This window comes from Citrobacter sp. Cpo065, assembly GCF_030332805.1.
GTDB classification, from domain to species: Bacteria; Pseudomonadota; Gammaproteobacteria; order Enterobacterales; family Enterobacteriaceae; genus Citrobacter; species Citrobacter portucalensis.
Genome location: NZ_JAOWHC010000031.1, coordinates 183,178 through 197,605 on the forward strand (window position 1 = coordinate 183,178; position 14,428 = coordinate 197,605).

Genomic DNA, 14,428 nt, shown 5'->3' on the forward strand with positions numbered 1-14,428 from the left:
GGATGGCAAGGCTAACGCCATCCGACATGGAATGTAACGACCTAGCGCTTAAACGTCACCGTTTCTGGCTGCGTCAGATGCAGTGTGGTTTGGCTTGGGACCGTCTCGGCAATGACTCGACCATGACGAATGGAATAACGGGCAGGCGTCTGGCGACGAACCGCGTCAAACCCATTTTCTGCAGGCAAAATCACCAGATTCGCAGAATTCCCCACGTTCAGACCATAGTCCTGCAGATGCAGGGTTTTCGCGCTGTGGGTGGTGACCAGGTTCAACCCATCGTTAATTTGTCCGTATCCCATCAGCTGGCACACGTGTAATCCCATATGCAGCACCTGCAGCATATTCGCAGTGCCCAGCGGGTACCACGGATCGAAGACGTCATCATGACCGAAGCAGACGTTGATCTCCGCTTCCAGCATCTCTTTGACGCGCGTAACACCACGACGCTTAGGATAAGTGTCAAAGCGCCCTTGCAGGTGAATATTCACCAGTGGATTTGCGACAAAGTTAATGCCGGACATTTTCAACAGGCGGAAAAGACGGGAAGCATACGCGCCGTTGTAGGAATGCATCGCCGTGGTATGGCTGGCGGTCACGCGCTCGCCCATATTGTAGCGATGCGCCAGCGCCGCAACGGTTTCAACAAAGCGGGATTGCTCATCATCGATTTCGTCACAGTGCACGTCGATAAGTTTGTCGTATTTTTGCGCCAGAGCGAAAATCTTATGCAGCGACTCTACGCCATATTCACGCGTGAATTCAAAGTGCGGGATCGCGCCAATGACGTCGGCGCCCAGACGCACGGCTTCCTCCAGGAGCGCTTCACCGTTGGGATAAGAAAGAATGCCTTCTTGCGGGAACGCGACAATCTGTAGCTCTACCCACGGAGCGACTTCTTGCTTCACCTCCAGCATGGCTTTTAGCGCCGTCAACGTTGGGTCGGAAACGTCAACGTGGGTACGGACATACTGGATGCCGTTGGCCATCTGCCACTTCAGGGTCTGCATGGCGCGCGCTTTGACGTCTTCGTGAGTGAGCATTGCCTTACGTTCAGCCCAGCGTTCAATGCCCTCAAACAGCGTACCAGACTGATTCCAGCTCGGCTCGCCCGCGGTTTGTGTAGTGTCCAGATGGATATGTGGCTCAACGAACGGTGGGATAGCCAGACCGCCTTCAGCATCAAGCACTTCACCCTGTGGTAACGTCGCTGCGTCTTGAGGCTCAATACGGCTAAAGCGCCCGTTTTCAATCGTGATTTGCCATAACCCTTCACGTCCCTGTAAACGCGCCTGATGAATGGTGATGTTATTATTCTGCATGGCTGACCTCCGGGGATTTAGCAAGGCTGCGATTGAAAAGTGGATTCAGCAGGATATAGCTGAATACGCCGCCAAGTACGGCATTGACGGGCACGATGCCGGGAATATAGTGACCTGCGGCAATGCCCAGTGCAACGGACAGGATCGCTATCCAGTTTACGGAAATAAATTGCGCTTTGCTGAAGTCGGCATAGCGGCGATGGTTCAGCAGATAGTCGGCGATGATCACCCCGCCAATCGGGGGAATCGCTGCCGACAGAAATGTCAGCCAGCCGACAAAGTTATTGTAAAGCCACAGTGCGCACAGTGTGCCAATAATACCGTTAGCCACTGACAGCGTACGGCTGGAAAGGCCGGTAATATTGGCAAATCCCAGGCCCGATGCGTACAGCGCATTATCGTTGGTGGTCCAGATATTCAGGCCGAGAACGATGATCGCGGGCAGCAGCAGTCCCTGGGCAATCATCACGTCAGAGATATCCGCCTGTCCAACCGCAGCCGCGCCCGCAGCGCCGAAGATGAACATAAGCGAATTGCCAAGGAAAAACGCCACCATGGCGATCAGCACCGCGCCTTTGGCGTTGCGGCCAAAACGGACGAAGTCAGCGGTTAACGTCCCTGCGCTGACAAACGAGCCGACTACCAGCGCCAGTGCGGTGGAGAAATCCAGCGGCGTTTGCGGCACTATCGCTTTTAAATGCTCCAAACCGCCGACATCGCTCACTGCCAGCCAGACGGAGTAGCTGCCAAGTACGACGATGGCAGGCACGGCGATGATAGATAAAACGGTCAGCGCTGAGATGCCAAAAAAGATGGTCAGGGTCATCAACAGACCGGAAATCGCAATCAGGATATTGACGTCAATTCCCGTCGCTTTGCCAACCGGGATAGCAAACATGGCCACACCAACGCCAAACCAGCCTACCTGTGTGCCGCCTAACAGCAGAGAGGGAAGCCATGAACCTTTCACACCAAATGAGTAACGCGCCAGAAGGTGGGTTGAGAGCCCTGTTTTTGCGCCGATAAAACCGAGAAATGCAGTGTAAATACCGAGGAGAAGATTACCGAAGAGAACTGCCAGGAAGAAATCATTATAAGAAAGACCGGTTCCGAGTGTGCCACCGGTCCACATACTGGCGGAAAAGAATGTGAGTCCCAACATGACAAATGTTAGTGGAACTACGCCTTTTCGCGCCGCCAGAGGGACGGGGCCCTGGCTATAATTGTTGTCTTGCGACACAACGCCTCCATGAATTTTGCCCAAAAAATCCGCCGCATAATATACAGTTCTCAACGTAAAGCAAACGTTTTCGTCTGATTTTTACATGGTTATTATTCATGATGTCGATCTGTTTGGGGTGTTAAGGTTATTTGCCCTGTTTACTAAACGTGTTGTCAGACTGGCTTAATCGGCAGGTTTGGCGGTATTGCGGCAGGAATTTGGCATCTCACCCACCAGGGCAGATGAGATGCCTTAAGAGGCTGTATTACACTTCCAGGTAGTTCAGGATACCGTCTGCCGCTTTACGACCTTCGGCAATCGCGGTGACCACCAGATCCGAACCGCGCACGATGTCGCCACCGGCGAAGATTTTCGGGTTGCTGGTCTGGAAGGCGTTGTCGCTGCGCTCTGGAGCAATAATGCGGCCCTGAGAATCCAGTTCGACGCTGTGTTTTGCCAGCCACTCCATACTGTGCGGACGGAAGCCAAACGCCAGTACCACCGCATCTGCCGGAACAACGTGTTCGGAACCGGCGACGATCTCCGCACGGCGACGGCCCTTCGCATCCGGTTCACCCATTTCGGTACGCGCCATTTTCACACCGCATACCTTACCGTTGGCGTTCACTTCCACGCCTAAAGGCTGGACGTTGAACTGGAATTCGACGCCTTCTTCACGCGCATTTTTCACTTCGCGTTTGGAACCCGGCATGTTCTCTTCGTCACGACGATAAGCGCAGATGACATGTGCTGCGTTCTGGCGAACCGAGGTCCGCACGCAGTCCATCGCGGTATCGCCGCCGCCGAGAACGACGACGCGTTTGCCTTCCATGCTGATGTACGGCTCGTCGCTGCTTTCGCCAAAGCCCATCAACTGTTTGGTATTGGCGATCAGGAACGGCAGGGCATCAAACACACCGGAAGCGTCTTCGTTTTCCAGTCCGCCGCGCATCGACTGATAAGTACCTACGCCAAGGAATACCGCGTCGTAATCCTTCAGCAGGTCGTCGAGCTGGACGTCACGGCCCACTTCGACGTTGAGTTTGAACTCAATACCCATGCCGGTGAAGATCTCACGACGGCGGGTCATGACCTCTTTCTCCAGCTTGAAAGCCGGGATGCCGAAGGTCAGCAGACCACCGATCTCCGGATGACGATCAAACACCACCGCCTTCACGCCGTTACGGGTCAGCACATCAGCACAGGCCAGGCCTGCCGGACCGGCACCGATGATCGCCACGCGCTTGTCGGTTTGACGCACGCCGGTCATATCCGGGCGCCAGCCCATTTCGAATGCTTTATCGTTGATATAGCGCTCGATGTTACCGATAGTCACTGCGCCGAACTCATCGTTCAGCGTACAGGATCCTTCACACAGACGATCCTGCGGGCACACGCGGCCACAGACTTCCGGCAGAGTGTTGGTCTGGTGCGACAGTTCTGCTGCTTCAAAAATACGCCCCTCGTTCGCCAGTTTCAGCCAGTTCGGGATGTAGTTATGCACCGGGCACTTCCACTCGCAGTACGGGTTACCGCAGGACAGGCAGCGGTCTGCCTGTGCTTTGGCCTGACCTTCGGAAAACGGCTCGTAGATCTCGATAAACTCGATCTTACGGATCTTCAGCGGCTTCTTAGGCGGATCAACGCGCTGCAGGTCGATAAATTGGTATACGTTCTGACTCATTGCTGCTACCCCTTACTGCGCCTGCACACGCAGCTCTGCTGCGCTACGACTACGGTGACCCAACAGTGCTTTCACATCACTGGATTTTGGTTTTACCAGCGCGAATTTCGCCGAGAATGCTGGCCAGTTAGCCAGGATCTCTTCGCCGTGTGAAGAGCCGGTATGCTGTACGTGCTCGGTAATCAAACCGCGCAGGTGTTCCTCGTGGATAGCCAGCGAGTCCACGTTCAGCACTTCTACCAGTTCCGGGTTCACGCGTTTGCGGAACTCACCGTCTTCGTCGAGCACGTAGGCGAATCCACCCGTCATACCCGCTCCGAAATTGACGCCCGTTTTTCCGAGAATACAGACGATGCCGCCGGTCATATATTCGCAGCCGTTGTCGCCAATACCTTCAACCACGGTGATTGCGCCGGAGTTACGTACTGCAAAGCGCTCACCTGCACGACCCGCGGCAAACAGGCGGCCACCGGTGGCGCCATACAGACAGGTGTTACCAATGATGCTCGCCTCATGGCTACGGAAAGCAGAGCCAACCGGAGGACGCACTGCCAGCAGACCGCCCGCCATACCTTTACCGACATAGTCGTTGGCATCACCGGTCAGATACAACTCCACGCCGCCCGCGTTCCACACGCCGAAGCTCTGGCCTGCGGTACCGCTGAAGTGCGCTTTGATTGGGTCAGACGCCAGCCCCTGATCGCCATGCGTTTGCGCGATATAGCCCGACAACGACGCGCCAACGGAACGGTCGGTGTTGCGGATATCGAACCAGAAGGTTTTGCTCTGGCGCTCGTCGACAAACGGTTTCGCTTGCTGTAACAACTGGGCGTTCAGCACGCCGTTATCAAACGGCGGGTTGTTCTCGGTGCAATGCAGCGCTTTACCCGGATGCGGTTCGGCGGTTTCCAGCAGACGAGACAGTTCCAGTTTCTGTTGCTTGGCGGTAAACCCTTCCAGCTCTTTGAGCAGGTCGGTACGACCAATCAGATCCACCAGACGCTTCACACCCAGTTGCGCCATCAGCTCACGGACTTCGCGGGCGATAAATTCAAAGTAGTTAGTCACTTTGAACGGCAGGCCGTGATAGTGATTCTTACGCAGTTTGTCATCCTGAGTCGCCACGCCGGTTGCGCAGTTGTTCAGGTGGCAAATACGCAGGTATTTACAGCCCAGCGCCACCATTGGACCGGTACCGAAGCCGAAGCTTTCCGCACCCAGAATCGCCGCTTTAATGATATCGACACCGGTTTTCAGACCGCCATCAACCTGCAGGCGAATCTTGTGACGCAGACCGTTAGCGACCAGCGCCTGCTGGGTTTCCACCAGACCGAGTTCCCACGGGCAGCCCGCATATTTCACCGAGGAGAGCGGGCTTGCGCCGGTACCGCCATCGTAGCCAGCAATGGTGATCAGATCCGCATAGGCTTTCGCCACGCCTGTGGCGATGGTGCCAACGCCTGGTTCGGAAACCAGCTTCACGGAGATCATCGCTTTCGGGTTGACCTGTTTGAGGTCGAAAATCAGCTGCGCTAAGTCTTCGATAGAGTAAATATCGTGGTGCGGCGGCGGGGAGATCAGCGTCACGCCCGGTACCGAATAGCGCAGTTTGGCGATGTACGGGGTGACTTTATCACCCGGTAACTGACCGCCTTCGCCAGGTTTCGCGCCCTGAGCGACTTTAATCTGGATGACATCGGCGTTGACCAGATACGCCGGGGTTACGCCAAAGCGACCGGAAGCAACCTGCTTAATGCGCGACACTTTATTGGTGCCATAGCGCGCCGGGTCTTCACCGCCTTCACCGGAGTTCGAGTTGCCGCCGATGCTGTTCATGGCTTCGGCCAGCGCTTCGTGTGCTTCGGGGCTTAATGCGCCGATGGACATAGCTGCGGTATCAAAGCGTTTAAACAGTTCGGTCGCGGGTTCTACTTCGCTAATGCTTACGGCTTCATCGCCAGGCGTTATCGCCAGCAGATCGCGCAGCGTGGCCGCCGGACGCTCATTGACCAGCTTGGCATATTCCTGATAGTCGCTGTACTCGCCGCTTTGTACCGCCTGTTGCAGCGTGCGCACCACGTCCGGGTTGTAGGCATGGTATTCGCCGCCGTGGACGTATTTGAGCAAGCCGCCCTGGCTGATAGGTTTACGTGCCAGCCATGCATGTTTGGAGAGGTTCAGCAGATCCTGCTGGAAGTCGCTAAACCCTGCGCCGCTGATGCGGCTGACCACGCCCTGGAAGCACAGCGCCACGACATCATCGTGCAGACCAACGGCTTCAAACAGCTTCGAGCAGCGGTAAGAGGCAATGGTCGAGATGCCCATTTTGGACATGATTTTGTACAGACCTTTGTTGATGCCGTTACGGTAATTCAGCATCACGGTCCGGTAATCTTTGGCAATCGCCTGAGTGTCGATCAGTCGTCCCAGCGTTTCATACGCGAGATACGGATAAATGGCCGTCGCGCCAAAGCCAAGCAGGACAGCAAAATGGTGCGGGTCGCGGGCACTGGCGGTTTCAACGATGATGTTGGCGTCGCAACGCAGGCTTTGTTCTACCAGACGCGTTTGCACTGCGCCTACGGCCATCGGTGCCGGAACCGGCAGGCGGTTTTTCGCGATGTTACGGTCAGAGAGCACCAGCAGCACAGTACCGTTACGCACCATCTGTTCCGCCTTATCGCACAATGCTTTGACGGTCTCTTCGAGCGTGGTTTCGGTCACGTCGAAGGTGATATCCAGGCGGTCGGCGCGGTAATGCTCCTCTTTCATGGTGGTGAGCTGGGTAAAATCGGAGTACAGCAGGATCGGCGATTTAAAGCTCAGGCGGTGTGCCTGACCTTCGGCTTCGCAGAAGACGTTCATCTCACGACCGATGCTGGTGGCCAGCGACATAACGTGCGCTTCACGCAGCGGGTCGATCGGCGGGTTAGTCACCTGCGCGAACTGCTGGCGGAAGTAGTCATAAATGATGCGCGGCTGGCTGGACAGCACGGCAAACGGGGTATCATCACCCATTGAGCCGACCGCTTCCTGACCGTTTTCACCGAGCACGCGGATCACGGAATCCAGCTCTTCGGCGCTGTAGTTAAACTGTTTCTGATAGCTGGCGAGCGTGTCATCGTCCAGTTCGCGGCTGCCGACCTGATCGTCTGCGAGGTCTTCGAACGGCACCAGACGGCGGACGTTCTTCTCCATCCACTCTTTGTACGGATGACGGCTTTTCAGATCGTCATCGGTTTCGGCGGAGTGCAGAATGCGCCCGCTGCGGGTATCGATAACCATCAGCTCGCCAGGGCCGACGCGACCTTTCTCGACGACTTCATCCGGCTGATAATCCCAGATCCCAACTTCAGAGGCGCAGGTAATCAGCTTGTCTTTGGTGATGACGTAGCGCGCCGGACGCAGGCCGTTACGGTCAAGGTTACAGGCGGCAAAGCGGCCGTCGGACATAACAATGCCCGCCGGGCCATCCCACGGCTCCATGTGCATGGAGTTAAAGTCAAAGAACGCGCGCAGCTCCGGGTCCATATCCGGGTTGTTCTGCCAGGCCGGCGGCACCAGTAAACGCATGGCACGGATAATGTCCATCCCGCCAGCCAGCAGCAGTTCCAGCATGTTATCCATTGAGCTGGAGTCGGAGCCGGTTTCGTTAACGAACGGTGCGGCGTCGTGCAGGTCAGGGATCAGCGGTGTCTGGAATTTATAGGTACGTGCGCGTGCCCACTGGCGGTTGCCGGTGATGGTGTTGATTTCACCGTTATGCGCCAGGTAGCGGAACGGTTGCGCCAGCGGCCAGCGCGGTACGGTATTGGTGGAGAAGCGCTGGTGGAACAGGCAGATGGCCGATTCCAGACGCAGGTCCGCCAGGTCCAGGTAAAAGCGCGGCAGATCCGCCGGCATACACAGACCTTTATAGATATTGACCAGGTTCGACAAGCTACAGACGTAGAAGTCTTTATCGTCCTGGAGGCGTTTTTCGATGCGACGGCGCGCGATGAACAGGCGGCGCTCCATATCACGCGGACGCCAGCCCGCAGGGGCGTTGACAAAAATTTGCTCGATACGAGGCAGGGAGGAGAGGGCGATTTCACCGAGAACACCTTCGTTGGTCGGCACGTCGCGCCAGCCGACAATCGACAGGGTCTCCTGCTGTAATTCTTCTTCGACAATGCGACGAGAAGCCGCAGCCAGTTCAGCGTCTTTATTTAAAAAGATCATGCCGACGGCGTAGTTTTTAGCTAAACGCCAGCCGCGCTCTTGCGCCACGATGCGGAAAAAGCGGTCAGGTTTTTGTAACAGCAAACCGCAACCATCGCCGGTTTTACCATCGGCTAGAATTGCGCCACGGTGCTGCATGCGGGCCAGTGCGTGTATGGCGGTACGCACTACCTTGTGGCTAGGTTCGCCTTCTATGTGGGCGATCAGGCCGAAACCACAGTTATCCCTCTCAAGGGATTTATCGTACAACATATCAGTGAACCTCCCCAGGCTCTGCGGGATTCCCATCTGGACCGTTGCGCACGGGCACACCAAGAGCATGGCGACGGGGTTTGCGTGTCATACGCTTACCTCGCATTCGCCCTCTTTATCCTTTTCGCATAGGTCAAACAAGTTTGAGGACTTGCTTCAGAGGGAATCTCAATTACTGCATAAATATGATGAGCAGGCTGCTCATCCAGAAAGCTTCCAGCGGATTTCCACGTTATCGGGAATCCACACACAGGTCAAATGGCAATCTTATTTATGCAAAAATGTGCTATAGGGCGATTAACTTTATGAATATATTGAAATTTAAGGCTTTTTTACATTGATTTAACGCAAGGAGAATGGAGAGCGAAGTGTGATCTGTCTCACTGTCAGAAAGGCTGTATATCCCCCGTCCTCCCTTTGTTTATCGCTATGCTTGGCATTTTATGCTGGTTTTTAGAGTTTTGGCGTCTTAAAGATACTGTTTTTATGCTGAGAGTATAAGAAGATAAAAAAAACTGTCGGATATAAGGAAAAGTAATTTCATTTTGAATGAATGAAATTTCGATTATTTTGATTTGTTATGCAATGAATAAAAGCACGCCAGGGCGATTGATCCAGGTCATCGCCGACTGGGGCAAAAAATGGCAGGCTTTGGCCTCTTTTCAAGGCGCGGTCTACCAGATTATGCAGTTACAGAAATTAGTCAATATGTTTGGTGGGGATCTTTCTCGCCGTTACGGGCAAAAGGTTCATAAACTCACGCTTCACGGCGGCTTTAGCTGTCCAAATCGTGATGGCACCATCGGACGTGGCGGGTGTACTTTCTGCAATGTCGCCTCGTTTGCCGATGAAGCACAGCAGCACCATTCTATTGCCGAGCAGCTTGAGCATCAGGCGCATCTGGTCAATCGCGCGAAACGCTATCTGGCCTATTTCCAGGCCTATACCAGCACCTTTGCTGAAGTGCAGGTGCTGCGTTCGATGTATCAGCAGGCGGTTAGCCAGGCCAGTATCGTCGGGTTATGCGTTGGGACGCGCCCCGACTGCGTGCCGGATGCGGTACTCGATCTGCTTTGCGAGTATAAAGACCTCGGCTATGAGGTATGGCTGGAGCTCGGTTTGCAAACCGCGCATGACAAAACCCTGCATCGTATTAACCGCGGCCATGATTTTGCCTGCTACCAACGCACTACGCGACTGGCACGCGAGCGTGGGCTGAAAGTGTGCTCGCACCTGATTGTCGGTCTGCCGGGAGAAGGGCAGGCAGAATGCCTGCAAACCATGGAACGTGTAGTGGAGACGGGTGTTGACGGTATTAAGCTGCACCCGCTGCATATTGTGAAAGGCAGTACGATGGCGAAAGCCTGGGAAGCCGGGCGGCTGAACGGAATTGAACTGGACGACTATACGGTTACCGCCGGGGAGATGATCCGTCATACGCCGCCAGAGGTGATTTATCATCGAATTTCCGCCAGCGCGCGCCGCCCAACGCTGTTGGCACCGCTATGGTGTGAAAACCGCTGGACCGGCATGGTCGAACTGGATAAGTACCTTAACAAGTACGGTGTGCAAGGCTCGGCGCTCGGTACGCCATGGGTACAGCCTGAGAACTAACTCTCCGTAGGCCGGATAAGGCAAAGCCGACATCCGGCAATCTGCGCCTGCTTGCCTGATGGCCTCTCCGCGGTCATTTCACCGATAACCTCCGCATTTCTTGCACAATCTTCAACGTCACGCTGAGAATTGAGTATTATTGTGCCAAGTTGTCGTGAAGGAACCCTCTATGAAGCAAATCCGTATGCTGGCGCAATATTACGTCGACCTGATGATGAAGTTAGGTCTGGTGCGCTTTTCGCTGCTGTTGGCGCTGGCTCTGGTCGTGTTGGCAATTGTGGTGCAGATGGCTGTCACCATGGTGCTGCATGGCCAGGTAGAAAGCATTGATGTCATCCGTTCTATCTTTTTTGGTCTGTTAATTACCCCCTGGGCCGTCTATTTCTTGTCTGTGGTGGTGGAGCAACTTGAGGAGTCCCGGCAACGCCTGTCACGACTGGTACAAAAGCTGGAAGAGATGCGCGAGCGCGATCTCAAGCTCAATGTGCAGCTGAAAGATAATATTGCCCAGCTCAATCAGGAAATTGTTGAGCGTGAAAAAGCCGAAGCAGAGCGCCAGGAAACATTCGAGCAACTGAAGGTTGAAATCAAAGAGCGCGAAGAGGCGCAGATCCAGCTTGAGCAACAGTCTTCCTTTTTACGCTCTTTCCTTGATGCCTCGCCGGATCTGGTTTTTTATCGCAATGAAGATAAAGAGTTTTCCGGCTGTAACCGTGCTATGGAGCTGCTGACCGGCAAAAGCGAAAAGCAGCTGGTGAACTTAAAACCGGCTGACGTTTACTCTCCTGAAGCGGCTGAAAAGGTGATTGAGACCGACGAGAAGGTGTTCCGTCATAATGTTTCGCTCACCTACGAACAGTGGCTGGACTACCCGGACGGGCGCAAAGCCTGCTTTGAAATTCGCAAAGTGCCTTACTATGACCGCGTAGGTAAACGACATGGTCTGATGGGCTTTGGGCGCGATATTACCGAGCGTAAGCGTTATCAGGATGCGCTTGAGCGCGCCAGCCGCGATAAGACCACCTTTATTTCTACCATCAGCCACGAGTTGCGCACCCCGCTTAACGGCATTGTCGGCTTAAGCCGGATCCTGCTGGATACGGATCTGACCGCGGAGCAGGAAAAATATCTGAAAACAATCCACGTCTCTGCTGTGACGCTGGGGAATATTTTCAACGATATTATCGACATGGATAAGATGGAGCGACGTAAAGTCCAGCTCGATAACCAGCCAATCGATTTCACCAGCTTTATGGCGGATCTGGAAAACCTCTCTGGCCTACAGGCGCAGCAAAAGGGGCTGCGCTTTGTGCTTGAGCCGACGTTACCGCTGCCGCATAAGGTCATTACCGACGGAACGCGTCTGCGTCAGATCCTGTGGAATCTGATCAGCAACGCCGTGAAGTTTACCCAGCAGGGGCAGGTGACCGTGCGGGCGCGCTATGACCAGGGGAATATGCTGCATTTCGAAGTTGAAGATTCCGGCATCGGCATTCCGCAGGATGAGCAGGATAAAATCTTCGCTATGTATTATCAGGTGAAGGACAGTAACGGCGGTAAACCGGCTACGGGGACAGGGATTGGTTTGGCCGTGTCGAAGCGTCTGGCGAAAAACATGGGCGGTGATATTACGGTTTCCAGCCAGGCAGGAAAAGGGTCCATCTTTACGCTAACCGTGCATGCCCCCGCGGTAGCGGAAGAGATTGAAGATGCTTTTGAAGACGATGAAATGCCGCTGCCAGCCCTGAATGTGCTGCTGGTAGAAGACATTGAGCTGAACGTTATTGTTGCGCGCTCCGTGCTGGAAAAATTAGGCAACAGCGTGGATGTCGCGATGACCGGGAAAGCCGCGCTGGAAATGTTTACGCCGGGTGAATATGACCTGGTGCTGCTGGATATTCAGCTACCGGATATGACCGGTCTGGATATCTCGCGGGAGCTCACGCAAAAATATGCCCGTGAAGATCTGCCACCGCTGGTTGCACTCACCGCCAACGTACTGAAAGATAAAAAAGAGTATCTGGACGCAGGCATGGACGACGTGCTGAGTAAGCCGCTGTCGGTTCCGGCGCTAACCGCCATGATCAAAAAATACTGGGATACCCGAAACGAAGAGGAGAGCACTGTGACATCTGAAGAAAGCAGTAAATCGCAAGCGCTGTTAGATATTCCTATGTTGGAACAATACCTCGAGCTGGTGGGACCGAAGTTAATTACCGACGGGCTGGCGGTGTTTGAGAAGATGATGCCGGGATATTTGAGCGTGCTGGAGTCCAACCTGACGGCACGGGATAAAAAAGGTGTTGTTGAGGAAGGCCATAAAATTAAAGGCGCAGCAGGTTCAGTGGGGCTGCGTCACCTGCAACAGCTTGGTCAGCAAATCCAGTCGCCGGATCTTCCTGCCTGGGAAGATAACGTTGCTGAATGGATTGAAGAGATGAAGCAGGAGTGGCAGCACGACGTGGCAGTATTAAAAGCCTGGGTGGCGAGTGTGGAAAAAAAATGACCCCGGCTTGACCGGGGTGCGCGAATACTGCGCCAACACCAGGGAAATCGTGGCTGCGCCGTAAATTATTATCATTGTTTACAAGGGCGCAGCCCTAATTTTCAGGCCGCACGCAGTTAAGATAGCAAATCTTAAATAATTTGTTACATGAATCAGTTAAATGTGTGAAGCGTAGCATTTAAATCATAATAACTAATATGTTTCAGCCAGTTGAGAAAGGAGTATTGCGATGAAAAAAGTGGGTGTAGTGCTCAGCGGATGCGGCGTGTATGACGGTGCAGAGATCCATGAAACTGTTCTCACGCTTCTGGCCATTGCTCGCAACGGTGCTCAGGCTGTCTGTTTCGCACCTGATAAACAACAAGCGGATGTGATTAATCATCTGACCGGCGAGTCGATGCTGGAAACTCGCAATGTGCTGATTGAAGCCGCGCGTATCACACGTGGTGATATTCGCCCACTTGCGCAGGCAGTCTCATCGGAACTGGATGCGTTGATCGTGCCGGGTGGGTTTGGTGCGGCCAAAAATCTGAGCAATTTTGCCAGTCAGGGCAGCGAATGCCGGGTTGACAGCGATTTAGCCGCGCTGGCGGTGGCCATGCATCAGGCGGGTAAGCCGTTGGGGTTTATGTGCATTGCGCCTGCCATGTTACCTAAAATTTTTGACTTCCCGCTGCGTCTGACCATCGGCACTGATATCGACACGGCAGAGGTGCTGGAAGAGATGGGCGCTGAGCATGTGCCTTGTCCGGTTGATGACATTGTCGTCGATGAAGACAACAAAATCGTCACCACGCCTGCCTATATGCTGGCGCAGGACATCGCTCAGGCTGCGAGTGGCATCGATAAACTGGTATCGCGTGTGCTGGTGCTGACTGAATGAGAAAAGGAGTAACCGCCTTTCTGCGACGTATTTTTCTGCGGGTGGTGGTTGTCCTCGCCGTATTCTGGGGCGGGGGCATCGCACTTTTCAGCGTGATGCCTGTGCCTTTCTCGGCGGTAATGGTCGAGCGACAGCTGGGCGCATGGCTGTCCGGTGATTTCGGCTATGTGGCGCACTCGGACTGGGTGAGTATGGATGAGATCTCACCGTGGATGGGACTGGCGGTGATTGCTGCAGAGGACCAGAAGTTTCCAGACCACTGGGGGTTTGACGTCACCGCCATAGAGAAAGCGCTGGCGCACAATGAACGCAATGAAAACCGCATTCGCGGGGCGTCAACGTTATCGCAACAGACGGCGAAAAACCTCTTTTTGTGGGATGGACGTAGCTGGGTGCGTAAAGGTCTCGAAGCCGGGCTAACGCTGGGCATGGAAACAGTCTGGAGTAAGAAACGTATTCTGACCGTCTATTTGAATATCGCCGAGTTTGGCGATGGAGTATTTGGCGTGGAGGCGGCGGCGCAACGGTATTTTCATAAACCGGCCAGTCGGTTGAGCCTGTCTGAAGCGGCCTTGCTGGCGGCAGTATTGCCCAATCCTTTGCGTTTTAAGGCGAATGCGCCTTCTGGTTATGTGCGTAACCGCCAGGCCTGGATTATGCGCCAAATGCGCCAGTTAGGTGGTGAGTCGTTTATGCGGGAAAATAAGCTGTATTAGCGTAGTTA

Annotated in this window: 8 protein-coding genes; 4 read left to right on the top strand and 4 right to left on the bottom strand. The window is 54.4% G+C overall.

All coding sequences use genetic code 11. The features are described from left to right. Positions 1–41: 41 nt before the first annotated feature. The 4 genes from OGY68_RS11975 to gltB form a co-directional block, all read right to left on the bottom strand. Positions 42–1,322 carry a cytosine deaminase gene (locus OGY68_RS11975; protein WP_032945132.1) on the bottom strand — a complete coding sequence of 427 codons (1,281 nt, stop codon included), beginning with the start codon at positions 1,320–1,322 and terminating at the stop codon, positions 42–44. Next, positions 1,312–2,562 (bottom strand): cytosine permease, encoded by a 1,251-nt coding sequence (gene codB, locus OGY68_RS11980; protein ID WP_048225726.1) that lies wholly within the window; start codon positions 2,560–2,562, stop codon positions 1,312–1,314. The genes OGY68_RS11975 and codB overlap by 11 nt, the downstream gene beginning before the upstream one ends. A gap of 247 nt (positions 2,563–2,809) precedes the next feature. Next, on the bottom strand, positions 2,810–4,228 hold the full coding sequence (locus OGY68_RS11985) for a glutamate synthase small subunit (protein ID WP_008785940.1): 1,419 nt from the start codon (positions 4,226–4,228) through the stop codon (positions 2,810–2,812). 12 nt (positions 4,229–4,240) lie between these two features. Beyond that, positions 4,241–8,701 (bottom strand): glutamate synthase large subunit, encoded by a 4,461-nt coding sequence (gene gltB, locus OGY68_RS11990; protein ID WP_020996357.1) that lies wholly within the window; start codon positions 8,699–8,701, stop codon positions 4,241–4,243. A gap of 684 nt (positions 8,702–9,385) precedes the next feature. Between gltB and mnmL the strand changes: the two genes are divergently transcribed. The 4 genes from mnmL (at position 9,386) to mtgA (ending at position 14,420) form a co-directional block, all read left to right on the top strand. Beyond that, a complete protein-coding gene (gene mnmL, locus OGY68_RS11995) occupies positions 9,386–10,315 on the top strand; it encodes a tRNA modification radical SAM protein MnmL/YtqA (protein ID WP_103014945.1) in 930 nt (309 codons plus the stop codon). A gap of 169 nt (positions 10,316–10,484) precedes the next feature. Then, entirely contained in the window at positions 10,485–12,821 is a 2,337-nt protein-coding gene (gene arcB / locus OGY68_RS12000) for an aerobic respiration two-component sensor histidine kinase ArcB (protein ID WP_020996355.1), read from the top strand. A 229-nt stretch (positions 12,822–13,050) separates the two neighbouring features. Further along, a complete protein-coding gene (gene elbB, locus OGY68_RS12005) occupies positions 13,051–13,704 on the top strand; it encodes an isoprenoid biosynthesis glyoxalase ElbB (protein ID WP_048236855.1) in 654 nt (217 codons plus the stop codon). Continuing rightward, entirely contained in the window at positions 13,701–14,420 is a 720-nt protein-coding gene (gene mtgA / locus OGY68_RS12010; protein WP_057067621.1) for a monofunctional biosynthetic peptidoglycan transglycosylase, read from the top strand. Before elbB ends, mtgA begins: the two co-directional genes overlap by 4 nt. Positions 14,421–14,428 lie beyond the last annotated feature (8 nt).